Here is a 16,636-nt window from a genome sequence, read left to right as displayed (position 1 = left end):
ACCCACGCGATGCAAGTCTATAACGCTCCACTGCGCGACATGCGCTTCGTATTGAACGAGCTTCACAATGACGACGGGTTCGGCGACCTGCCGGGCATGGAGGAGTTCGACACCGATCTCACCGATGCGGTACTGGAGGAAGCGGCCAAGTTCTGCCGCGACATCTTGCTCCCCCTCAACCGCTCTGGCGACGAGGAAGGCTGCACCCATGAAAACGGTGTGGTCCGCACGCCCAAGGGCTTCAAGGACGCCTACGACCAGTTCACCGCCGCCGGCTGGGCCGCGCTCGCCAGCGATCCCGAATATGGCGGGCAGGGCCTGCCCGAGGCGCTGAACAAGCTGGTCGAGGAGATGATCTGTTCGGCGAACCTGTCGTTCAGCCTCTATCCCGGCCTGACCCACGGCGGCACCACCGCGATCAAGGGGCACGGCAGCGACGAGCTGAAGGCGAAATGGCTGCCCAAGATGATCAGCGGCGAATGGTCGGGCACCATGTGCCTGACCGAACCGCATTGCGGCACCGATCTCGGCATGCTGCGCACCAAGGCGGAGCCGCAGGAGGACGGCAGCTTCAAGGTTACCGGCAACAAGATCTTCATCTCGGCGGGCGACCATGATCTGGCCGAGAACATCGTCCACCTCGTGCTCGCGCGGCTTCCCGATGCGCCCGAGGGGGTGAAGGGGATCAGCCTGTTCCTCGTGCCCAAGTATCTGCCGAAGGACGACTTCTCGGTCGGCCCCGCGAACGGCGTGACCTGCACCGCGATCGAGCACAAGATGGGCCTCAAGGGCTCGGCCACCTGCCAGATGAGTTTCGACGAATCCACCGGCTGGCTGGTCGGCGAACCCAACAAGGGCATGGCCGCGATGTTCACCATGATGAACACCGAACGCGTGTCGGTCGGCATCCAGGGCCTGGGCGTGGGCGAGGCGGCGTATCAGTCCGCCGTGTGGTACGCCAAGGACCGCGTGCAGGGCCGCGCCTTGTCGGGCGCCAAATATCCCGAACAGGCGGCGGACCCGATCATCGTCCACCCCGACGTGCGCCGCATGCTGCTGACGATGCGCGCCTATAACGAGGGCTGCCGTGCGCTCTCCGCATGGGTGTCGCGCGCGTTGGACGCGCAGAAACATTCGGCCGATCCCGAGGTGCGCCAGCGTGCGGAGGAATTCACCGCGCTGATGACGCCGGTGGTGAAGGCCTTGTTCACCGATCTCGCGACCGAGAGCGCCAATCTGGCGGTGCAGGTCTATGGCGGCCACGGCTACATCCGCGAAAGCGGCGTGGAGCAATATGTTCGCGACGCGCGCATCTGCCAGATCTACGAAGGCACCAACGGCATTCAGGCGCTGGATCTGGTCGGCCGCAAGATGGGCGCGAATTTCGGGCGCAACCTGCGCAGCTTCTTCCACCCTGTGTCGAACTTCATTGAGGAATCGAAGGGCGAAGGCCCGATGCAGCCGATGATCGAGGCGCTGGAAAAGGCGTTCGGCGCGCTGCAATTGTCCACCGCGACCATCGCGCAAAAGGGCATGGCCGACCCTGAGGAAGCGGGCGCGGCGGCGACCGAATATCTGCGGCTGATGGGTCTGGTGGCGATGGGCTATTGCTTTGCCAAGGCGACCAAGATCGCCGGTCTGCAGATCTTCTTCGGGTCCGAAGACAAGGCATTCTACGAGACCAAGATCAAGACCGCGACCTTCTTCTTCGAACGCATCTTGCCGCAGGCGACCGCGAACTTCCTCGCGATCCGGTCGGGCAAGAAATCGATGATGGCGTTCACCGAAGATGAATTCTGAGGCTCCGGTGAAGCCCGCAACCGGTCTCGACGAGATCAGGCTGATGATCGAGCGGGGGATCAAGCCCCCGATGATGGACCTGCTCGATATCGACCTGACCGCCGCGGAGGAGGGGCGCGTGGTGTTCACCGCCACCCCTTCGCGGCGTGTCTATAACCCGCTGGGCATTGCGCATGGCGGCTTTGCGGCCACGCTGCTCGATTCGGCCTGCGGGCTGGCGGCGAAATCGGCGACCAAGGATCTGACCGATTGCGTGACGCTGGAACTCAAGATCTCGTATCACGCCGCGCTCGACGAAAATGTCGGCGAGGTGCGCGCGATCGGCACGGTGGTCAGTATGGGCCGCCGCGTCGCGCACACTACGGCGAAGATCGTCGATTCGGACGACCGCCTCTATGCCACCGCAACCTCCACGCTGCTGCTGGCCGCGCGGCGGACCCGTGACGAAGGATGATTCAATGCAGGTAACAGTTCCCCACGGCCTCGGCCGCGCCGAGGCGAAACGCCGCCTGGAGGCGGGCCTTCCCAAGCTGGAACAGCATATTCCGGGCGGCGGATCGCTGACCTCCGATTTCGCGTCCGACAGCCAGCTTCTGCTGGTCATCAGCGCGATGGGCCAGAAAATCCCCGTCGATATCGCGATAGAGGACGACCGCCTCGAGGCCGATGTCACCGTGCCCCCGTTCCTCAAGATGATGCAGGGCCAGATCGGAGACTTCGTGAAGACCAGTGCCGAAAAGATGCTGCAAAAGCCCTGAGGCTATTCACACGACCCTAAACGCAAACGACCCCGACGCCGGTAAGGGCATCGGGGTCGTTTAGCGGTTCGCGCTGTCTATCAGACGCCGGCGGGGATCCGCGCAGTGTCCTTCAGATACACCCTGTTGTCATCGATCTTGTCGACATCGTCGAGCGCGATGAAATGGTGCATGTTGTCGCCCGCGTCGGACTTCGTCAACTTGATGCGGTCGTTCTCGACCTCGTCCACCGTACCGACATGCTGTCCGGCCGAATTGGCGACTTCCATATGTTCCTTGATGCGTAGCTTCTCAAACATGAATTTTGCCTTTCCGGGTCTGTCGCTGCGTCGTCACCGCTGCGTTGTAAACCATTGATTTAACGTTCATATATAGAACGGATGAAAGGCCGATTCCGTTCCTCGGTCCATCGACGGTCAGGCACGGCTCACGCGGATCGGCGCTACATTCCGCGACATTCCGGCACTTGATCGCCGCTTGCCCCCTCTTCACAGCGGCCATCTCGATCTGTCCGCTCGAAAGGAGTCGCCCCAAATGCGCAAATGGCACCGCTGGATCTCGGTATTTTTCGGCATATTCATGCTCTGGATCGCAGCGACGGGGTTTCTCAGCCAGGTCGCGGTTCTGTGGCCTGCAGGTGCCCCCTCTGCCGAGCTTGCCGCCGCCAGCACTCCGCCGGAAGGATTTGCCTGTCCCGAAGGATGGCGATGCATGCCGCCGCGCGGGGACACCGGCATTCGTTCGATGGTCGGCACTTTTCACCATTTGCATTCGGGCGAAACATTCGGGCCGATCGGCACGGCGATCTCGGTACTGTCCGCACTGGCGCTGATTTTCTTCAGCATCTCGGGCATCTGGCTCTATGCGCAGATGTGGCTGAACCGGGGGAAGCGCAGGATGAAACCGCGCTGGTTCTGGAAATAGCCTCACCGGCCCGTTCCTGACTCAAAGAAACCCCTCCCCGCACGCAGTGGTGGGGGAGGGGAAGGTCATGGCCCCGAACCGCCAGAAGGGCCATGCACTATCTGCATGATCGTCGGTCCTGTCTTGGGTCGACCTCGGCGGACCGAGCGTCCGGGTCGATATTGTCAAACTCTTACCGGTCGCGGCGGCAGCGCTCTGTGTCCTTGGCGCGAATGACCGTATCGTCGCTCCGCGTTCCCCAGCCGCCGCGCGACAATTCGAAACGCGCGCCTGCGGGCGGGGCCGCACCCAAATAATGACCGCCATGCCAGTGCACGGCAGCATCGGCGGGGGCGGGCGTGACCGGCGCTGCGCTGCGAAGCGTCAGCACCTTTCTGCCATTCGCCCTAGCTTCTGATCTGCCATCGGGCTGCGGATCCATGGTGACCCTGTCGTGGGCCATCTGCTCTCTCCCATGACCCCCTCCTGCGACCATCCCGCATGCCCCTGACGGGGAATGTCGGGTGCCGCCCGACGCGAAGGGGATGCACGACCGGGCGGCTTGCAATGAGAACGACCGATGCGCCCGACACGTTCCTTGAATCGGATGCGAATCCCGCCATATTCACCATGTTATGCGGCAGGATGCCGAGCATGCGCGACGAACGGCCGGTCGCAGCGTTAACCACCTTGCCGGACAGCCATCGCCGCCATCAAACCGCCATGTTTCCGCCGCGCCGATGACCGATTTGACGCCGCCTGCGATACGGACTTCGCCCGAACGCCATCCCGCAACCAACACGCCGGGACATGCACCGCGCAGTTGGGGATAAGCGATTTTTCCGCGCGTCGGCGGGGCGCATGGCGGGGGATTTGATGCTAGATATTGTGGTTCGTTCAGGGGGCTGGGCACATATTGCGGCGTTTGACTCGCCGGAAATCGCGCCCTCCACCCCGCCTACAGGCCGACTCGATAAGGAAAGCCCATGCCGCTGCTCGAAGCCCGCAAGACCTACAAGCCGTTCGAATATCCGTGGGCCTATGACTTCTGGAAACGCCAGCAGCAATTGCACTGGCTGCCCGAGGAAGTGCCGCTGGGCGAGGATTGCCGCGACTGGGCGCAGAAACTGTCCGACCACGAACGCAACCTGTTGACGCAGATCTTTCGCTTCTTCACCCAGGCGGATGTCGAGGTGCAGGACTGCTATCACGAGAAATACGGCCGCGTCTTCAAACCGACCGAGGTGAAGATGATGCTCACGGCCTTCTCCAACATGGAGACGGTGCATATCGCGGCCTATTCGCACCTGCTCGACACCATCGGCATGCCCGAGAGCGAGTACGGCATGTTCCTCGAATATTCCGAGCTGAAGGACAAGCACGACTATCTTCAGATGTTCGGCGTCGACACGGACGAGGATATCGCCCGCACGCTCGCCATGTTCGGCGGCTTTACCGAAGGGCTGCAGCTGTTCGGCAGCTTTGCGATGCTGATGAACTTCCCGCGCTTCAACAAGATGAAGGGCATGGGCCAGATCGTCGCATGGTCCGTGCGTGACGAGACCTTGCACTGCGAAGGCATCATGCGCCTGTTCCACGCCTTCTGCGCCGAACGCGGCTGCCTGACCAAGGCGGTGAAGGAAGACATCGTCGACATCTGTCAAAAGACGGTGCGGCTGGAAGACGCGTTCATCGACCTTGCGTTCGAGCAAGGGCCGGTTCCGGGGATGAGCGCCAAGGAGATCAAGAAATACATCCGCTATATCGCGGACTGGCGCCTGGGCCAGCTGGGCCTGCCCGCGGTCTACATGCAGGAAGAGCACCCGCTGCCGTGGCTCTCCCCGCTGCTCAACGGCGTCGAGCACGCCAATTTCTTCGAGACCCGCGCGACGGAGTATTCGAAGGGCGCAACCAAGGGCGACTGGAACACCGTCTGGGCCAACTTCGACAACCGCCGGAAAGCGGCGAAGGGCGACGGCGCCAACGATCTGATCGAGAGCGACGGTCCGGGGCTGTTCGGGGATTCTGAAGCGGCGGAGTGATGTAGAGGGCCAAATACATGCCCATAGGTAATTATGATCCGCGAGTTGTCGCAAACTACATTGTAAAAAAAGCTGGAAGGCCGGTTAGGCAAATTGCTCTGCAGAAGCTCCTATACTTCTCTCATGGTCTCTTTTTGGTGAGGCATAAAGAGCCCTTAGTAAAAGGAAGCTTTGAAGCATGGCATTATGGGCCAGTCCATCCAGCGATATACCAGTCTTTCAAAAAGTACGGCAGTAATCCTATTAGTGAATTTGCCCAGTCTAAGGATCTGCGAACAGGTGAGATGAAGCCTCTGCCGGAGTTAGAAGACCCCGAAGTCATGCGAGTTGTCGATACGGTACTGCATGCATTTGGAGATTTGACAGATGGACAGTTGGTAGACCTCTCTCATGCGCCAGCCGGTCCTTGGGATGTGATTAAGCAACGAGCCAAGAACGAGCGAATGGTTGGTCTGCGAATAAGTAACGAATTGATCGCTCAACGGTTTGGGAAACACAAATTATCGACGTGCACACTCACTAGTTCTGGAGATGTTTACGATGGCAAAGATGCGCCAATTGCCTATCACGGATTTGGCTAGGGTATCTGTTCTCGAAAGGTCGCTACGTCGGCCTGCTCTTGAGCAGGTTAAAGAGGGTGGCGGGCGCGGCAGTTACCGCCCTACGCGAAAGACTCTTGGCGACATCGTTAATCGGCAACCAGGCGTATTCTCGCTTCCACGCCCATCGTGGGTAGTTATCTCTTCCGAAGTTAAGAAGCTTTCAAAGAACGAAGTTGAAGAAAAGATGAATCTCCGCTCTGCGCGAGCCATCTTTGACTACTGCGAAGTTGAAGGTGTCGAAGCTCGTGAGCTTGAAGCCTTTCCGCTTTCCTTCAGCATTGGATTGAAGCTTACCTGTTGGTCACCTGCATTGTTTGTCTATCCGGATCGGATCGCCATTCCGTTCTTTGACATGCGCAGGACATACGCTCTCACTCCTGATGCCGCACGCTTCATGATGAGCGTCATGCATATCGCATTGAGGGAGAGTAACCCGGACTATGAGAACGTAGAACTCGAGATACTCCGGTTGACGAACACCGATGCTCGGACTGTTCACTCGATACAGAAGATTCCCGGCTCGCTCTATTCGTACGAGCAACTGGAGGAGATGGTCTGGGAAACACAGAGCTTGTGGGTCGATATCCAGACGGAACGGCAAGATCGACGCCGCCGTAGCGGTGACAAGTGGGGAGAGGGCGACCTGTTCGCTTAATTATTTTCCTACACCCCCACACCCTGCCATAGCGGACGCTGGCTCCTTCCCATCGTCGTCCCTCGCAGTCACATGCGTTTTTCCCGCACCCCGCGCGTGTCACTTTTCGCCTGAAACCCGCCCATTTCCGCCGCGTGAGGCTGGGTGACAGCCCCTGTAGGACGTGTCACCTTTGTCACTTTTCGCAGGGAATTGATCAGCCCCGCCGCACCAGCAGCGGGATCAGCGCGAAGAGGATCTGGCCCGCAAGCCCCGCCAGACCGGCAGGGGTGGACATCGCGGCCGGCCAGCCTGCCACGCCCTGTCCGGTCAGCAGGAAGCCCAGCGCCGCTTCGGCCAGCATCAGCAGCACGAAGGCGAACCCGCCCATCGCCAGCGCCTGAGCGGCGGTAAGGACCTGCCCCGCCAGCATCCGCCGCCGGATCAGCCAGCGCGCCACCAGCCAGCTTGCCCCCAGCATCACCGGCAGTTCCACCAGCACGGCGGGCAGCGCGCCCAGCGCCCCGGTCAGCCACAGGGCGCGCACTGTCCCCAGCACGAAGCCCAGCGCAAAGATCGCCGCGAAATAGAAAGCGCCCGCCTTGAGCGCGCCCGGCCATCCCCGCAAGGACCAATCCCCCCGATCAATCGTCAATCGGAAACGGCGGGATCGGCTCCAGACGGTCGAATTCCTCGCCGTAAGGTTCGTGGCCCAGTTCGGGCCAGTCGATCGGCTCGGGCGGCACGTCGGTGTCGGGCAGGCGGTCCAGCAGATTGCGGATCAGCGTCAGCCGCCCCCGCTTCTGGTCGTTGAAGTCCACCATCGTCCACGGCGCCCAGCCGCTATGCGTCTCGGCAAAGATCGCCTCGCGCGCCGCGGTATAGTCGCGGTATTTCGAACGCGCCTCGATATCAGTGGGTGACAGCTTCCAGCGTTTCAGCGGGTCTTCCAGCCGTTCCCTGAACCGCTCTTCCTGATGCGCCTGATCGCAGGACAGCCAGTATTTGAACAGGCGGATCCCGTCGTCGACCAGCATCTTCTCGAACACCGGGGCCTCTCGCAGGAACTTGGCCACCTGATCCTCGCTGGCCCAGCCCATGACGCGCTCGACCCCGGCGCGATTGTACCAGCTGCGGTCGAACAGCACGATCTCGCCCGCCGTGGGCAGGTGTTTCACATAGCGCTGGAAATACCACTGGCCCTGCTCGTCCTCCGACGGCTTGGTCAGCGCGGCGATCCGGCACTGCCGCGGGTCGAGGCAGCCCGCAATCGCCTTGATCGCACCGCCCTTGCCCGCGGTGTCGCGCCCCTCGAAGATCACCACGATCCGCTCGCCCTTGGCCCGCGCCCATCGCGCCATGCCGACAAGCTCGTGCTCAAGCTCTTCCAGAGCGTCGTAATAATCGGATTTCTTGATGTCGCCCATGGTCGCCGCCCGTCATCGCCAAAACACGCAGTCTAGGCGACCGCCGCAAAGGCTCAACCGGGATTATCATGGAAGGAGAAAGCGAAATCGGCCGGACGGCGCCGCACTGGGGGGAGGGGGAATGCGTGCGGGCCATCCGGCCTTTCATCGTCCGGCTTTGGCTGCGTAGGCCTCTGCCGGGTCGCTTTCGAATATGGCGGCCTTTTTGTCGGAGAAAAGGCTGAAAGCGGCCAATGGTTGCGCTCTATCGCCGGTTTGAGAGTGTTCATCCGGGGTTTATCGCAGGTTCACCTGGCAGCAACACGCCAGACATGTTCGGGGCGCAAACACGGTGGGGCGGGGCGCTCGGCCCTTGCGATTCGCCCCGCTTTCCCGCAAGTGCCGCGGCATGGATACCATGATCGCCGACACGCTGCGCGAGGCAGCCGCAAGCTCCAAGGCCTGGCCCTTTCAAGAGGCGCAGAGGCTGGCCAAACGCTATCCCGGCGGGAAGCGCGATGCCGATGGCAATCTGGTGCCGGTGCTGTTCGAAACCGGCTATGGCCCCAGCGGCCTGCCGCATATCGGCACGTTTCAGGAAGTGCTGCGCACCACTTTCGTGCGCCGCGCCTATGAAGTGCTGACCGGCGGCCACCCGACAAGGCTGGTCGCGTTCAGCGACGACATGGACGGCCTGCGCAAGGTGCCCGACAACGTGCCGAACAAGGAGATGCTGACCAAGCATCTGGGCATGCCGCTGAGCCGTATACCCGATCCGTTCGGCAGCAATGACAGTTTTGGCGGGCGCAACAATGCGATGCTGCGCGAATTTCTGGACCGCTTCGGCTTCGACTACGAATTCGTGGCGGCGAGCGAGCGGTACAACAGCGGCGGGTTCGACGAAGCGCTGAAGAACGTGCTGCGCAACTTCGACGCGATCATGGCGGTGATGCTGCCCACCCTGCGCGAGGAACGCCGCGCGACTTATTCGCCGGTGCTGCCGGTCAGCCCCACCACGGGCGAGGTACTGCAGGTCCCGGTCGAGGTGGTGGATGCCGAAGCAGGCACGATCCGCTTCACCGACAGCGACGGCCAGCAAGTCACGCAGTCGATCCTTGGCGGCAAGTCCAAGCTGCAGTGGAAGGTCGACTGGGCAATGCGCTGGGTCGCGCTGGGCGTGGATTACGAGATGTGCGGCAAGGATCTGACCGACAGCGTCACCCAGTCGGGCAAGATCGCGAAGATCCTGGGCGGGCGGAAGCCCGAGGGGATGATCTACGAGCTGTTCCTGGATGCGAATGGCGAGAAGATCTCCAAGTCCAAGGGCAACGGGCTGACGATCGAGGAATGGCTGCAATACGGCACGGAGGAGAGCCTCGGCCACTACCTCTACGCCAATCCCAAGAGCGCCAAGCAATTGCACGCAGGCGTCATCCCGCGCGCGGTCGACGAATACTGGCAGTTCCGCGAAAAGCTGCCCGAACAGCCGGTGGAGCAGCAGCTGGGCAATCCGGCATGGCACCTGCTGGGCGCGAATGGCGGGCATGGTCAGGACGGCCTGCCGCCGGGTGCGGGGGACAGCCTGCCGGTCACCTATGGCTTGCTGCTGAACCTAGTCGGTCTGCCGGGCATCGGTACGAAAGAAATCATCTGGAGTTACCTTCGTCAGTATCAACCGGGTCTTACGCCAGAGACGCATCCAGAACTTGACAGGTTGGTAACCTCGGCTGTGAACTATGGCTGTCAGTTTGTTGTCCCCACACTGCAACGCCGCGGGCCCGAGGCGAACGAAGCGGCGGCGCTGAAAGCTCTGGACGAGACGCTGGCCGGTTTCGCCGACGACATACCGGCAGAGGACCTGCAGACCGCGGTGTACGAGATCGGCAAGCGCGAGGAATTTGGTTTCGGCAATCTGCGCGACTGGTTCAAGGCGCTTTACGAGACGCTGCTGGGATCGTCGCAGGGGCCGCGCATGGGCAGCTTCATCGCGCTTTACGGCGTCGCCAACACCCGCCGCCTGATCGCCGAGGCGCTGGAGCGCGCGTGACCGGCACGCGCATCACCGGCGAACCGCCCAGCGCCTCCGATCTGGAGGCGCTGGCGATGGCCGCGATGGCGCGCCTGCCCGATGCGTTCAAGCCCCATGTCGAAGGCGTGGTCGTCCAGATCGCCGACTTCGCCGAGGACGAGGTCCTGCGCGAATTGGGGATCGAGAATCCGTGGGAGCTGACCGGCCTCTATCACGGCCGCCCGCTGGACCAGCAATCCATCTGGGACAGCGGTGACATGCCGCCCGTCGTCACGCTGTTCCGCCTGCCGCTGCTGGCGGAATGGGTGGAATCGGGCGGCAGGCTGGATGCGCTGATCTTTCATGTCGTGGTGCATGAGATTGGGCATCATTTCGGGCTGTCAGACGACGACATGCATGCGCTGGAGGATGGGGCGGGGGATTGAGGCGGGATGTCAGCAGACGACCGATAACGGACATTCAGTTAGCCTCGACCCCTTATGTCTCGCCAATATTCAGCTTCGACATCGGCATCGATTTCGACTGGTATCGAGCTGTTATGCAGCCTGTCCGCACCGTCTTTCCGAGGACCTGAAATCCAGAAGTGATCACCGTTGTCGTCAGCAACATGATTGTATTTGTAGCCGCTACCCACCTTACTGAAGGTTCGGCCGTCATAGTGCACCGACCGACCTGACTTAGAAAACGTCACACGACCAATCCGAGCAGGTCCGTCCAGACCTTCAGACTTGTTTTCAATATACATGATGCGAGTTTTCGGGATAGGCATGCTCACAACTTTAGCGAAAGTGGCGGCACGAGCAACGTCAGCTTTCCTCCCCATTCCGGTCATAAGCCCACGAAGTCCCAACGCCCGATAGCCGCAGCAGGCGCGCCAGAGCCGCGGCTGTCACGTCGAACGACTTGCGGCGGGCCTGATTGCCCTTGCAGCCGCCGACCGAGGCGCCGCCTCAGGCGCATTAGCGCTGCGCTCGCTGCGCGATGCTCGCGCTACTGCGCGGGCGGCCGCCCCTCAATACCAACGCCGCCCGCGATACCAGCGGGTCACGACATATTTCACGCCCTTCACCACGGGCGTTCCGGCGTGCAGCGTGTCCATGTTGGGCTTGCCGTTCGCCAGCACATTGCTCCACATAATCAGCGTGCCCGGCTGCGGGGGGACAGAGATGTCGACCTTGGGGAAGTCGGTGTTCCCGCCTTCCTCGACCTCGTTCAGATAGACCATGAGCGTCCAGGCGCGCTGGCCGCCGCTGGCGACGTCGCCTTTCCAGTATTCCTGGCTGGTGTCGAACCAGTCGTGATGCGGCTTGAATTCCTGCCCCACCTCATAGCGCTGGCCCTGCAAGGTCTCGCCAAACTGCTCGTCGACGCCCAGCAGGTCGTCCATGCGGCGGTGCAGGCTGCGCACGAAGGGATCGTTATGGTTGAGATCGCCCGAAAAGCTGGTGCGCGCCTGCCGTCCATAATCCACCTCGAAGACCGGCGAAGGACGCGCGCACATGTCGATCATGCCCATCAGCCGTTCGCATTCCTCTGCCGAGAAGAATTCGGGAATGCCGAACAATTGCAGCCCGTCGTCGCACAGCACCTGCACGCTGTCATCCGCGCGGACGCGGGCCAGCGTCGCGGCGTTCATGTCCTGCAATTGCTTGCGATTGGTCTCGTCGATCCGTGCGACTTTCGCCATGGTCCTGTCCTGCGGGCGCGATAAGATATTATGCGCTGCTAAAGCACAGGCGCGGCGGCGCGATCAATGCAAAAGCAAAGGCCCCCGCCGCCAGACGGGGGCCTCGCTTCCGGCTGGCCCCACCTTACGGTAGAGGTCTGCCACCCTGGGCCTACCAGAAGAAATCGTAGATCACGTCCACGACCTGTCCGCTGTACATATCGACCAGCAATACGTCGTCGTAGTACCGCACCCAGCGATAGGGTCCGTATACTTCGGGCAAGCGATAGCGCCACGGATCGTTGATCCAGTACCGCGAGCCGTAGAACAGCGATCCCAGTGTGAAGCCGACGCTTATCCGGCGATAGCTCCAGTTACGGTAAGGGACGTAATACGCACCGGCGCGATATAGGTTCCGGTTGTGGGACCGGTAACGATACCAGTCATAGCGGTTGTTGCCGCGCCAGCCACGATCCCAGCGACGGTGGTCGCGGCGCTGGTCGCGATAGTCGTGACGCCAGCGATTGTCGCCGTAACGCCGACCATCATTGCGCCAGCGGTCGCCGTCCCGCCTGTAGTCGCGATAACGGTCCCGGTCCCTGTCGCGATGCCTGTCGCGATCGCCGTCCCAATGGCGTCCATCGCGCTGGTCGCGGTTCCAGTTGCGTCCGTCGCGCTGATCGCGGTCGCGGTTCCAGTCGCGCTGATCCCGGTCGCGGTCCCGATCGCGGTCGCGGTTTCCATTCCGGTCGCCGCGGTCGGCATAGCTGCGGTTGCGCTCACGGTCGGCATAGCTGCGGTTGCGGTCGCCATCGCCCCGCGCGGGTGCATTCACCGCCGGATTATTGGCTTGGGGTGCACGCCACGGACTAGCTTGCGAGCGGTTGGCCGAAGGGTTGGATCGCATGGCCGTCCGATCGGGGCGTTCGCTGCGTGAAGCGCGCGGCGTATCGGCGCGGCGTGTAGGACGCGGCTGCGACCGCGGTTCGCTTCGGCGGCTGGCCGAAGGGTTCTGCGCCTTGCGCTGGGCACGGGCCCACGGGCCGTTACCGCGTACTTGCGGATCGGCCAGGCTGGCCGAGGGCGTCATCGGGGGCGCCGTCAACGGGACAGATGTCTGTGTGGCAGCGGCGGCCTGCAGCGCGGTGCGGGTATCCGCGGCCTGCGCGACCGGCGCACCGGCAAGCATGGTCGTCGCCAGTGCCAGACCGGTCAGCCTCTTTAAGCTCTCAACCCTAATCATGGCATTCTCCGATATTGTGAACGCGGAGGGTTTTGGCTGTGACAAGACCTCGCGCCGTTGCGTCATGAATGCTGTCCTACATGTAACCGTCTGTCGCAAATCTGAACCGGTCCGCAGTCATTCATTAATATTGCCATTTTTCTGAACGTCGGTGCTGCCTTGGTTGTTGGCCCTGTTTTCGGGGGTGGACGACTCGCGATGCGGCCCATAGGTGGCCCCAATGTTGCGCAATCGGCCATCCGGTCGCCTCCTGCCGGACCATGTTTCAGAACTGCTGATCGGCCGCCGCGAATGGGGGCGCCGTGTCGCGACGCTGATCGGCGCGGTGATGGTCGGCATTATCGCCATCCTGTTTGCGCGCGCGGCGGATGCGGCGCATCTGCTGTTCCTGCAGGTGCGTGGGATCAACCCCTATATTCCGCTGGTGATGACACCGGCGATCTTCGTCGGGATCACGCTGCTGCAATCCCGGCTTGCCCCCGAAGCGCGCGGATCGGGTATTCCGCAGGTCATCGCCGCAAGCCGGCAGCCGCGCGGGCGGGCGGCGCGGGCGCTGGTGTCGATGCGGTCGGCGGTTGGCAAGATTGTCCTGACGCTGGGCGCACTGGCGGGCGGCGGCGCGGTGGGACGCGAGGGGCCCACGGTGCAGCTGGGCGCGGCGATCATGGTCGCGGTGCACCGCATGTTGCGCGTGCCGATGACGCCGGGCGTGCTGATCGCGGGCGGCGCCGCGGGCGTTGCGGCGGCCTTCAACACGCCGCTGGCAGGGATCGCCTTTGCTATCGAGGAACTGGCCGTCGCCTATGAACAGCGGGTTGCGGTGCTGGTGATGGGCGCGGTGATGATCGCGGGCCTGACTGCGCAGGGGCTGGCGGGCAATTACGTCTATTTCGGCCAGATGGGCGGCGGGCTTTCGATCGGCACGGTTCTGATCGCAGCGCCGCTGGCGGGTATTGTTGGCGGCGTGCTGGGCGGATTGTTCACCCGCGCCATGCTGGCCATGCGCGGTCCGGGTTCGGCGCTGGCCGCAAGGCTGAAGGCGCGGCCCGTGCTGACGGCGCTGATCTGTGGGATTGTCGTGGCGCTGCTGGGTCTGGCGAGCGGAGGTCTGACGGCAGGCACCGGATATGAACCGACCCGCGCCATGCTGGAGGGTGAGGGCGGTCCATTATGGTATGGCCCCGCCAAGTTCGCGGCGACGCTTGCCACCAGCGCCAGCGGGATCGCGGGCGGCATCTTCGCGCCTTCGCTGGCGGTGGGTGCGGGCTTTGGCGAATTGATGACCCCGCTGTTCCCGACCGAGCGGGCGGGGCTGATCGTGCTGCTGGGGATGGCAGGCTATTTCACCGGCGTGGTGCGCGCGCCGCTGACCGCGGTGATCATCCTGAGCGAGGCGACCGGCAGCAGCCATGCGATCCTACCGCTGTTCGCGACCGCGCTGATCGGAGACTGGGCAGGTTCGATGGTATGCCGCAAGCGGCTCTACCACGAGCTGGCGCGCGATTTCCTGCCGCGTTCGGTTCTGTCCAAGGCCGAGGGCAAGACGAAGCGGGGCGAGCCCGCCGCCTAGCGCCTTTCGAAGCTGGCGAAGCCTTCGGATTCGACGTCCTCGCGCTCGATGCGGTCGACCCGGGCGCGGGGCGGGCCGTCCTGCATGGCCGCGATCATGCGGTCGATGACGGCGTCCTCACCCTCCAGCCATGCCTCGACCGTGTCGTCGGGCAGGTTGCGGACCCAGCCGGTCAGGCCGAAATCGCGCGCGGCGGAAACGGTCCAGTCGCGATAGAACACGCCCTGAACCTTTCCGTGGAGGATGAGCCGAACCGCCGCCAAGCCGCCCTCAGCGCGTCAGCTTCTTGTATTGCAGCTTGGTCGGACGGTCTGCCGCGTCGCCCAGGCGGCGGCGTTTGTCCTCTTCATAGGCCTCGAAGTTGCCTTCGAACCATTCGACGTGCGAATTGCCCTCGAATGCAAGGATATGGGTCGCCAGTCGGTCGAGGAAGAAACGGTCGTGCGAGATGACCACCGCGCAGCCCGCGAAATTCTCGATCGCGTCTTCCAGCGCGCCCAAGGTTTCAACGTCGAGGTCGTTGGTCGGCTCGTCGAGCAGGAGCACGTTGCCGCCCTCCTTCAGCATCTTGGCCATGTGGACGCGGTTGCGTTCGCCGCCCGACAGCTTGCCGACGTTCTTCTGTTGGTCCTGGCCCTTGAAGTTGAACGCGCCGACATAGGCGCGCGTCGACATGTCGTGGCCATTGACCTTCATGTAGTCGAGCCCGTCCGAGATCTCCTGCCAGACATTGTTCTTGTCGTTGAGGTGATCGCGGCTCTGGTCGACGAAGCCGAGGTGGACGGTCTCGCCGATGGCGACCTCGCCGCTGTCGGGCGTTTCCTTGCCCGTCAGGATCTTGAACAAGGTCGATTTACCCGCGCCGTTCGGGCCGATCACGCCAACGATGCCGCCGGGCGGCAGGGTGAAGGACAGATCCTCGAACAGCAGCTTGTCGCCATAGGCCTTGGAGATGTTCTTCGCCTCGATCACCTTGCTGCCAAGGCGTTCGGGCACCTGGATGACGATCTGGGCCTTGCCGGGACGGCGATCGGCCTGTGCTTCCTGCAACTGCTCGAACTTGCGGATACGCGCCTTGGACTTGGTCTGGCGCGCGGCGGGGGTCTGCCGGATCCACTCCAGCTCTTCCTTGAGAGCCTTGGAGCGGCCGCTTTCCTCGCGCTCTTCCTGCGACAGGCGCTTGGCCTTCTTTTCGAGATAGGTGGAGTAGTTGCCCTCGTAGGGGAAATATTTCCCGCGATCGAGCTCGAGGATCCAGCCCACCACATTGTCGAGGAAGTAGCGGTCGTGGGTGATCATCAGCACCGCGCCCGCATATTCCTTGAGGTGGTTTTCCAGCCATTCGACGCTTTCGGCATCGAGGTGGTTGGTCGGTTCGTCCAGCAGCAGGATCGACGGCTTCTGGATCAGCAGGCGGGTCAGCGCCACGCGGCGCTTTTCACCGCCCGACAGATCGGTCACCGGCCAGTCGCCGGGCGGGCAGCGCAGCGCCTCCATCGCGATTTCCAGCTGGTTGTCCAACGTCCAGCCATCGACCGCGTCGATCTTGTCCTGAAGCTCGGCCATTTCGGCGCCCAGCGCGTCGAAATCGGCGTCTTCCTCGGCCATTTCCATGCCGATTGCGTTGAATCGTTCGACCATGTCCGCGGTCTCGCGCGCGCCGTCCTTGACGTTTTCCAGCACGGTCTTGGTCGGATCCAGCTCGGGCTCCTGCTCAAGATAGCCGACCGTGATGTTCTCACCCGCCCATGCTTCGCCGGTGAAATCCTTGTCCACGCCGGCCATGATCTTGATCAGCGTGGACTTACCCGCGCCGTTGGGTCCGACGATGCCGATCTTGGCGCCCTGATAGAACTGCAGGTTGATGTCGGAAAGCACCGGCTTCTGCGCGCCGGGGAAGGTTTTTGTCATGTTCTTCATGACATATGCGTATTGGGCGGCCATCGGACGTCCTTCGTGACAAATTGGGTGTTCGGAAGAGTT

19 protein-coding genes are annotated in these 16,636 nt (G+C 62.6%); 11 read left to right on the top strand and 8 right to left on the bottom strand.

The genetic code is table 11. From position 1 onward, the window contains the following. The first annotated feature begins 9 nt into the window (after positions 1-9). Genes AC4FIJ_RS05985 through AC4FIJ_RS05975 form a run of 3 tightly spaced genes read left to right on the top strand, consistent with a single transcriptional unit; the run spans position 10 to position 2,558 of the window. Entirely contained in the window at positions 10-1,800 is a 1,791-nt protein-coding gene (locus AC4FIJ_RS05985) for an acyl-CoA dehydrogenase C-terminal domain-containing protein (protein ID WP_490335799.1), read from the top strand. Then, positions 1,790-2,254: a PaaI family thioesterase gene (locus AC4FIJ_RS05980; RefSeq protein WP_490335798.1), complete on the top strand. Its 465-nt coding sequence runs from the start codon at positions 1,790-1,792 to the stop codon at positions 2,252-2,254. Before AC4FIJ_RS05985 ends, AC4FIJ_RS05980 begins: the two co-directional genes overlap by 11 nt. Positions 2,255-2,258: 4 nt before the next feature. Further along, the gene (locus AC4FIJ_RS05975; protein ID WP_490335797.1) at positions 2,259-2,558 is read left to right on the top strand and encodes a polyhydroxyalkanoic acid system family protein; all 300 of its coding nucleotides are present in this window, start codon (positions 2,259-2,261) and stop codon (positions 2,556-2,558) included. A gap of 80 nt (positions 2,559-2,638) precedes the next feature. Here the strand turns inward: AC4FIJ_RS05975 and AC4FIJ_RS05970 are convergent, their stop codons facing one another. After that, on the bottom strand, positions 2,639-2,857 hold the full coding sequence (locus AC4FIJ_RS05970; protein WP_490335796.1) for a DUF2171 domain-containing protein: 219 nt from the start codon (positions 2,855-2,857) through the stop codon (positions 2,639-2,641). A 178-nt stretch (positions 2,858-3,035) separates the two neighbouring features. Here AC4FIJ_RS05970 and AC4FIJ_RS05965 point away from each other — a divergent pair, with 178 nt between their 5' ends. Then, positions 3,036-3,482, top strand: a complete 447-nt coding sequence (locus AC4FIJ_RS05965; RefSeq protein ID WP_490335795.1) for a PepSY-associated TM helix domain-containing protein — start codon at positions 3,036-3,038, stop codon at positions 3,480-3,482. A 172-nt stretch (positions 3,483-3,654) separates the two neighbouring features. On the opposite strand, the gene AC4FIJ_RS05960 is transcribed toward AC4FIJ_RS05965, so the two are convergent. Beyond that, the gene (locus tag AC4FIJ_RS05960) at positions 3,655-3,924 is read right to left on the bottom strand and encodes a hypothetical protein (protein ID WP_490335794.1); all 270 of its coding nucleotides are present in this window, start codon (positions 3,922-3,924) and stop codon (positions 3,655-3,657) included. 104 nt (positions 3,925-4,028) lie between these two features. Here AC4FIJ_RS05960 and AC4FIJ_RS05955 point away from each other — a divergent pair, with 104 nt between their 5' ends. The 4 genes from AC4FIJ_RS05955 (at position 4,029) to socB (ending at position 6,760) form a co-directional block, all read left to right on the top strand. After that, positions 4,029-4,205, top strand: a complete 177-nt coding sequence (locus tag AC4FIJ_RS05955; RefSeq protein ID WP_490335793.1) for a hypothetical protein — start codon at positions 4,029-4,031, stop codon at positions 4,203-4,205. A 242-nt stretch (positions 4,206-4,447) separates the two neighbouring features. Further along, on the top strand, positions 4,448-5,503 hold the full coding sequence (locus AC4FIJ_RS05950; protein ID WP_490335792.1) for a ribonucleotide-diphosphate reductase subunit beta: 1,056 nt from the start codon (positions 4,448-4,450) through the stop codon (positions 5,501-5,503). A gap of 17 nt (positions 5,504-5,520) precedes the next feature. Then, positions 5,521-6,084 (top strand): type VI toxin-antitoxin system SocA family antitoxin, encoded by a 564-nt coding sequence (gene socA / locus AC4FIJ_RS05945; protein ID WP_490335791.1) that lies wholly within the window; start codon positions 5,521-5,523, stop codon positions 6,082-6,084. Next, complete coding sequence (gene socB / locus AC4FIJ_RS05940) at positions 6,044-6,760, top strand: type VI toxin-antitoxin system SocB family DNA replication inhibitor toxin (RefSeq protein WP_490335790.1); 717 nt, start codon at positions 6,044-6,046, stop codon at positions 6,758-6,760. Before socA ends, socB begins: the two co-directional genes overlap by 41 nt. Before the next feature lie 196 nt (positions 6,761-6,956). Here the strand turns inward: socB and AC4FIJ_RS05935 are convergent, their stop codons facing one another. Both AC4FIJ_RS05935 and ppk2 read right to left on the bottom strand, forming a co-directional pair. After that, positions 6,957-7,367, bottom strand: a complete 411-nt coding sequence (locus AC4FIJ_RS05935; RefSeq protein WP_490335789.1) for a hypothetical protein — start codon at positions 7,365-7,367, stop codon at positions 6,957-6,959. 16 nt (positions 7,368-7,383) lie between these two features. Beyond that, complete coding sequence (ppk2, locus tag AC4FIJ_RS05930) at positions 7,384-8,166, bottom strand: polyphosphate kinase 2 (RefSeq protein WP_490335788.1); 783 nt, start codon at positions 8,164-8,166, stop codon at positions 7,384-7,386. Positions 8,167-8,563: 397 nt separating this feature from the next. On the opposite strand from ppk2, the gene AC4FIJ_RS05925 reads away from it, so the two are divergent. Continuing rightward, positions 8,564-10,192, top strand: a complete 1,629-nt coding sequence (locus tag AC4FIJ_RS05925; RefSeq protein WP_490335874.1) for a lysine--tRNA ligase — start codon at positions 8,564-8,566, stop codon at positions 10,190-10,192. After that, the gene (locus AC4FIJ_RS05920) at positions 10,189-10,599 is read left to right on the top strand and encodes a metallopeptidase family protein (protein WP_490335787.1); all 411 of its coding nucleotides are present in this window, start codon (positions 10,189-10,191) and stop codon (positions 10,597-10,599) included. Before AC4FIJ_RS05925 ends, AC4FIJ_RS05920 begins: the two co-directional genes overlap by 4 nt. 587 nt (positions 10,600-11,186) lie before the next feature. Here the strand turns inward: AC4FIJ_RS05920 and AC4FIJ_RS05915 are convergent. Both AC4FIJ_RS05915 and AC4FIJ_RS05910 read right to left on the bottom strand, forming a co-directional pair. Next, on the bottom strand, positions 11,187-11,861 hold the full coding sequence (locus AC4FIJ_RS05915; protein ID WP_490335786.1) for a prolyl hydroxylase family protein: 675 nt from the start codon (positions 11,859-11,861) through the stop codon (positions 11,187-11,189). A 151-nt stretch (positions 11,862-12,012) separates the two neighbouring features. Next, positions 12,013-13,083, bottom strand: a complete 1,071-nt coding sequence (locus AC4FIJ_RS05910; RefSeq protein ID WP_490335785.1) for an RcnB family protein — start codon at positions 13,081-13,083, stop codon at positions 12,013-12,015. Positions 13,084-13,303: 220 nt separating this feature from the next. Between AC4FIJ_RS05910 and AC4FIJ_RS05905 the strand changes: the two genes are divergently transcribed. Beyond that, positions 13,304-14,653 carry a chloride channel protein gene (locus tag AC4FIJ_RS05905; RefSeq protein ID WP_490335784.1) on the top strand — a complete coding sequence of 450 codons (1,350 nt, stop codon included), beginning with the start codon at positions 13,304-13,306 and terminating at the stop codon, positions 14,651-14,653. Here AC4FIJ_RS05905 and AC4FIJ_RS05900 read toward each other — a convergent pair. Then, entirely contained in the window at positions 14,650-14,916 is a 267-nt protein-coding gene (locus AC4FIJ_RS05900; RefSeq protein WP_490335783.1) for an acylphosphatase, read from the bottom strand. The genes AC4FIJ_RS05905 and AC4FIJ_RS05900 overlap by 4 nt on opposite strands. Before the next feature lie 7 nt (positions 14,917-14,923). Next, on the bottom strand, positions 14,924-16,597 hold the full coding sequence (gene ettA, locus AC4FIJ_RS05895; RefSeq protein WP_490335782.1) for an energy-dependent translational throttle protein EttA: 1,674 nt from the start codon (positions 16,595-16,597) through the stop codon (positions 14,924-14,926). Positions 16,598-16,636: the final 39 nt, after the last annotated feature.

The organism is Croceicoccus sp., assembly GCF_983967925.1.
This window is presented reverse-complemented; position numbering and strand designations above follow the sequence as displayed.

Excerpts from the sequence above, each read along its gene's own strand:
- ettA (WP_490335782.1), bottom strand. The coding sequence starts at position 16,597 with ATGGCCGCCCAATACGCATATGTCATGAAGAACATGACAAAAACCTTC.
- AC4FIJ_RS05950 (WP_490335792.1), top strand. The coding sequence starts at position 4,448 with ATGCCGCTGCTCGAAGCCCGCAAGACCTACAAGCCGTTCGAATATCCG.
- AC4FIJ_RS05910 (WP_490335785.1), bottom strand. The coding sequence starts at position 13,083 with ATGATTAGGGTTGAGAGCTTAAAGAGGCTGACCGGTCTGGCACTGGCG.
- AC4FIJ_RS05985 (WP_490335799.1), top strand. The coding sequence starts at position 10 with ATGCAAGTCTATAACGCTCCACTGCGCGACATGCGCTTCGTATTGAAC.
- AC4FIJ_RS05960 (WP_490335794.1), bottom strand. The coding sequence starts at position 3,924 with ATGGCCCACGACAGGGTCACCATGGATCCGCAGCCCGATGGCAGATCA.
- AC4FIJ_RS05970 (WP_490335796.1), bottom strand. The coding sequence starts at position 2,857 with ATGTTTGAGAAGCTACGCATCAAGGAACATATGGAAGTCGCCAATTCG.
- AC4FIJ_RS05980 (WP_490335798.1), top strand. The coding sequence starts at position 1,790 with ATGAATTCTGAGGCTCCGGTGAAGCCCGCAACCGGTCTCGACGAGATC.
- ppk2 (WP_490335788.1), bottom strand. The coding sequence starts at position 8,166 with ATGGGCGACATCAAGAAATCCGATTATTACGACGCTCTGGAAGAGCTT.
- AC4FIJ_RS05905 (WP_490335784.1), top strand. The coding sequence starts at position 13,304 with ATGTTGCGCAATCGGCCATCCGGTCGCCTCCTGCCGGACCATGTTTCA.
- AC4FIJ_RS05975 (WP_490335797.1), top strand. The coding sequence starts at position 2,259 with ATGCAGGTAACAGTTCCCCACGGCCTCGGCCGCGCCGAGGCGAAACGC.
- socA (WP_490335791.1), top strand. The coding sequence starts at position 5,521 with ATGCCCATAGGTAATTATGATCCGCGAGTTGTCGCAAACTACATTGTA.
- AC4FIJ_RS05955 (WP_490335793.1), top strand. The coding sequence starts at position 4,029 with ATGAGAACGACCGATGCGCCCGACACGTTCCTTGAATCGGATGCGAAT.
- AC4FIJ_RS05925 (WP_490335874.1), top strand. The coding sequence starts at position 8,564 with ATGATCGCCGACACGCTGCGCGAGGCAGCCGCAAGCTCCAAGGCCTGG.
- socB (WP_490335790.1), top strand. The coding sequence starts at position 6,044 with ATGGCAAAGATGCGCCAATTGCCTATCACGGATTTGGCTAGGGTATCT.
- AC4FIJ_RS05915 (WP_490335786.1), bottom strand. The coding sequence starts at position 11,861 with ATGGCGAAAGTCGCACGGATCGACGAGACCAATCGCAAGCAATTGCAG.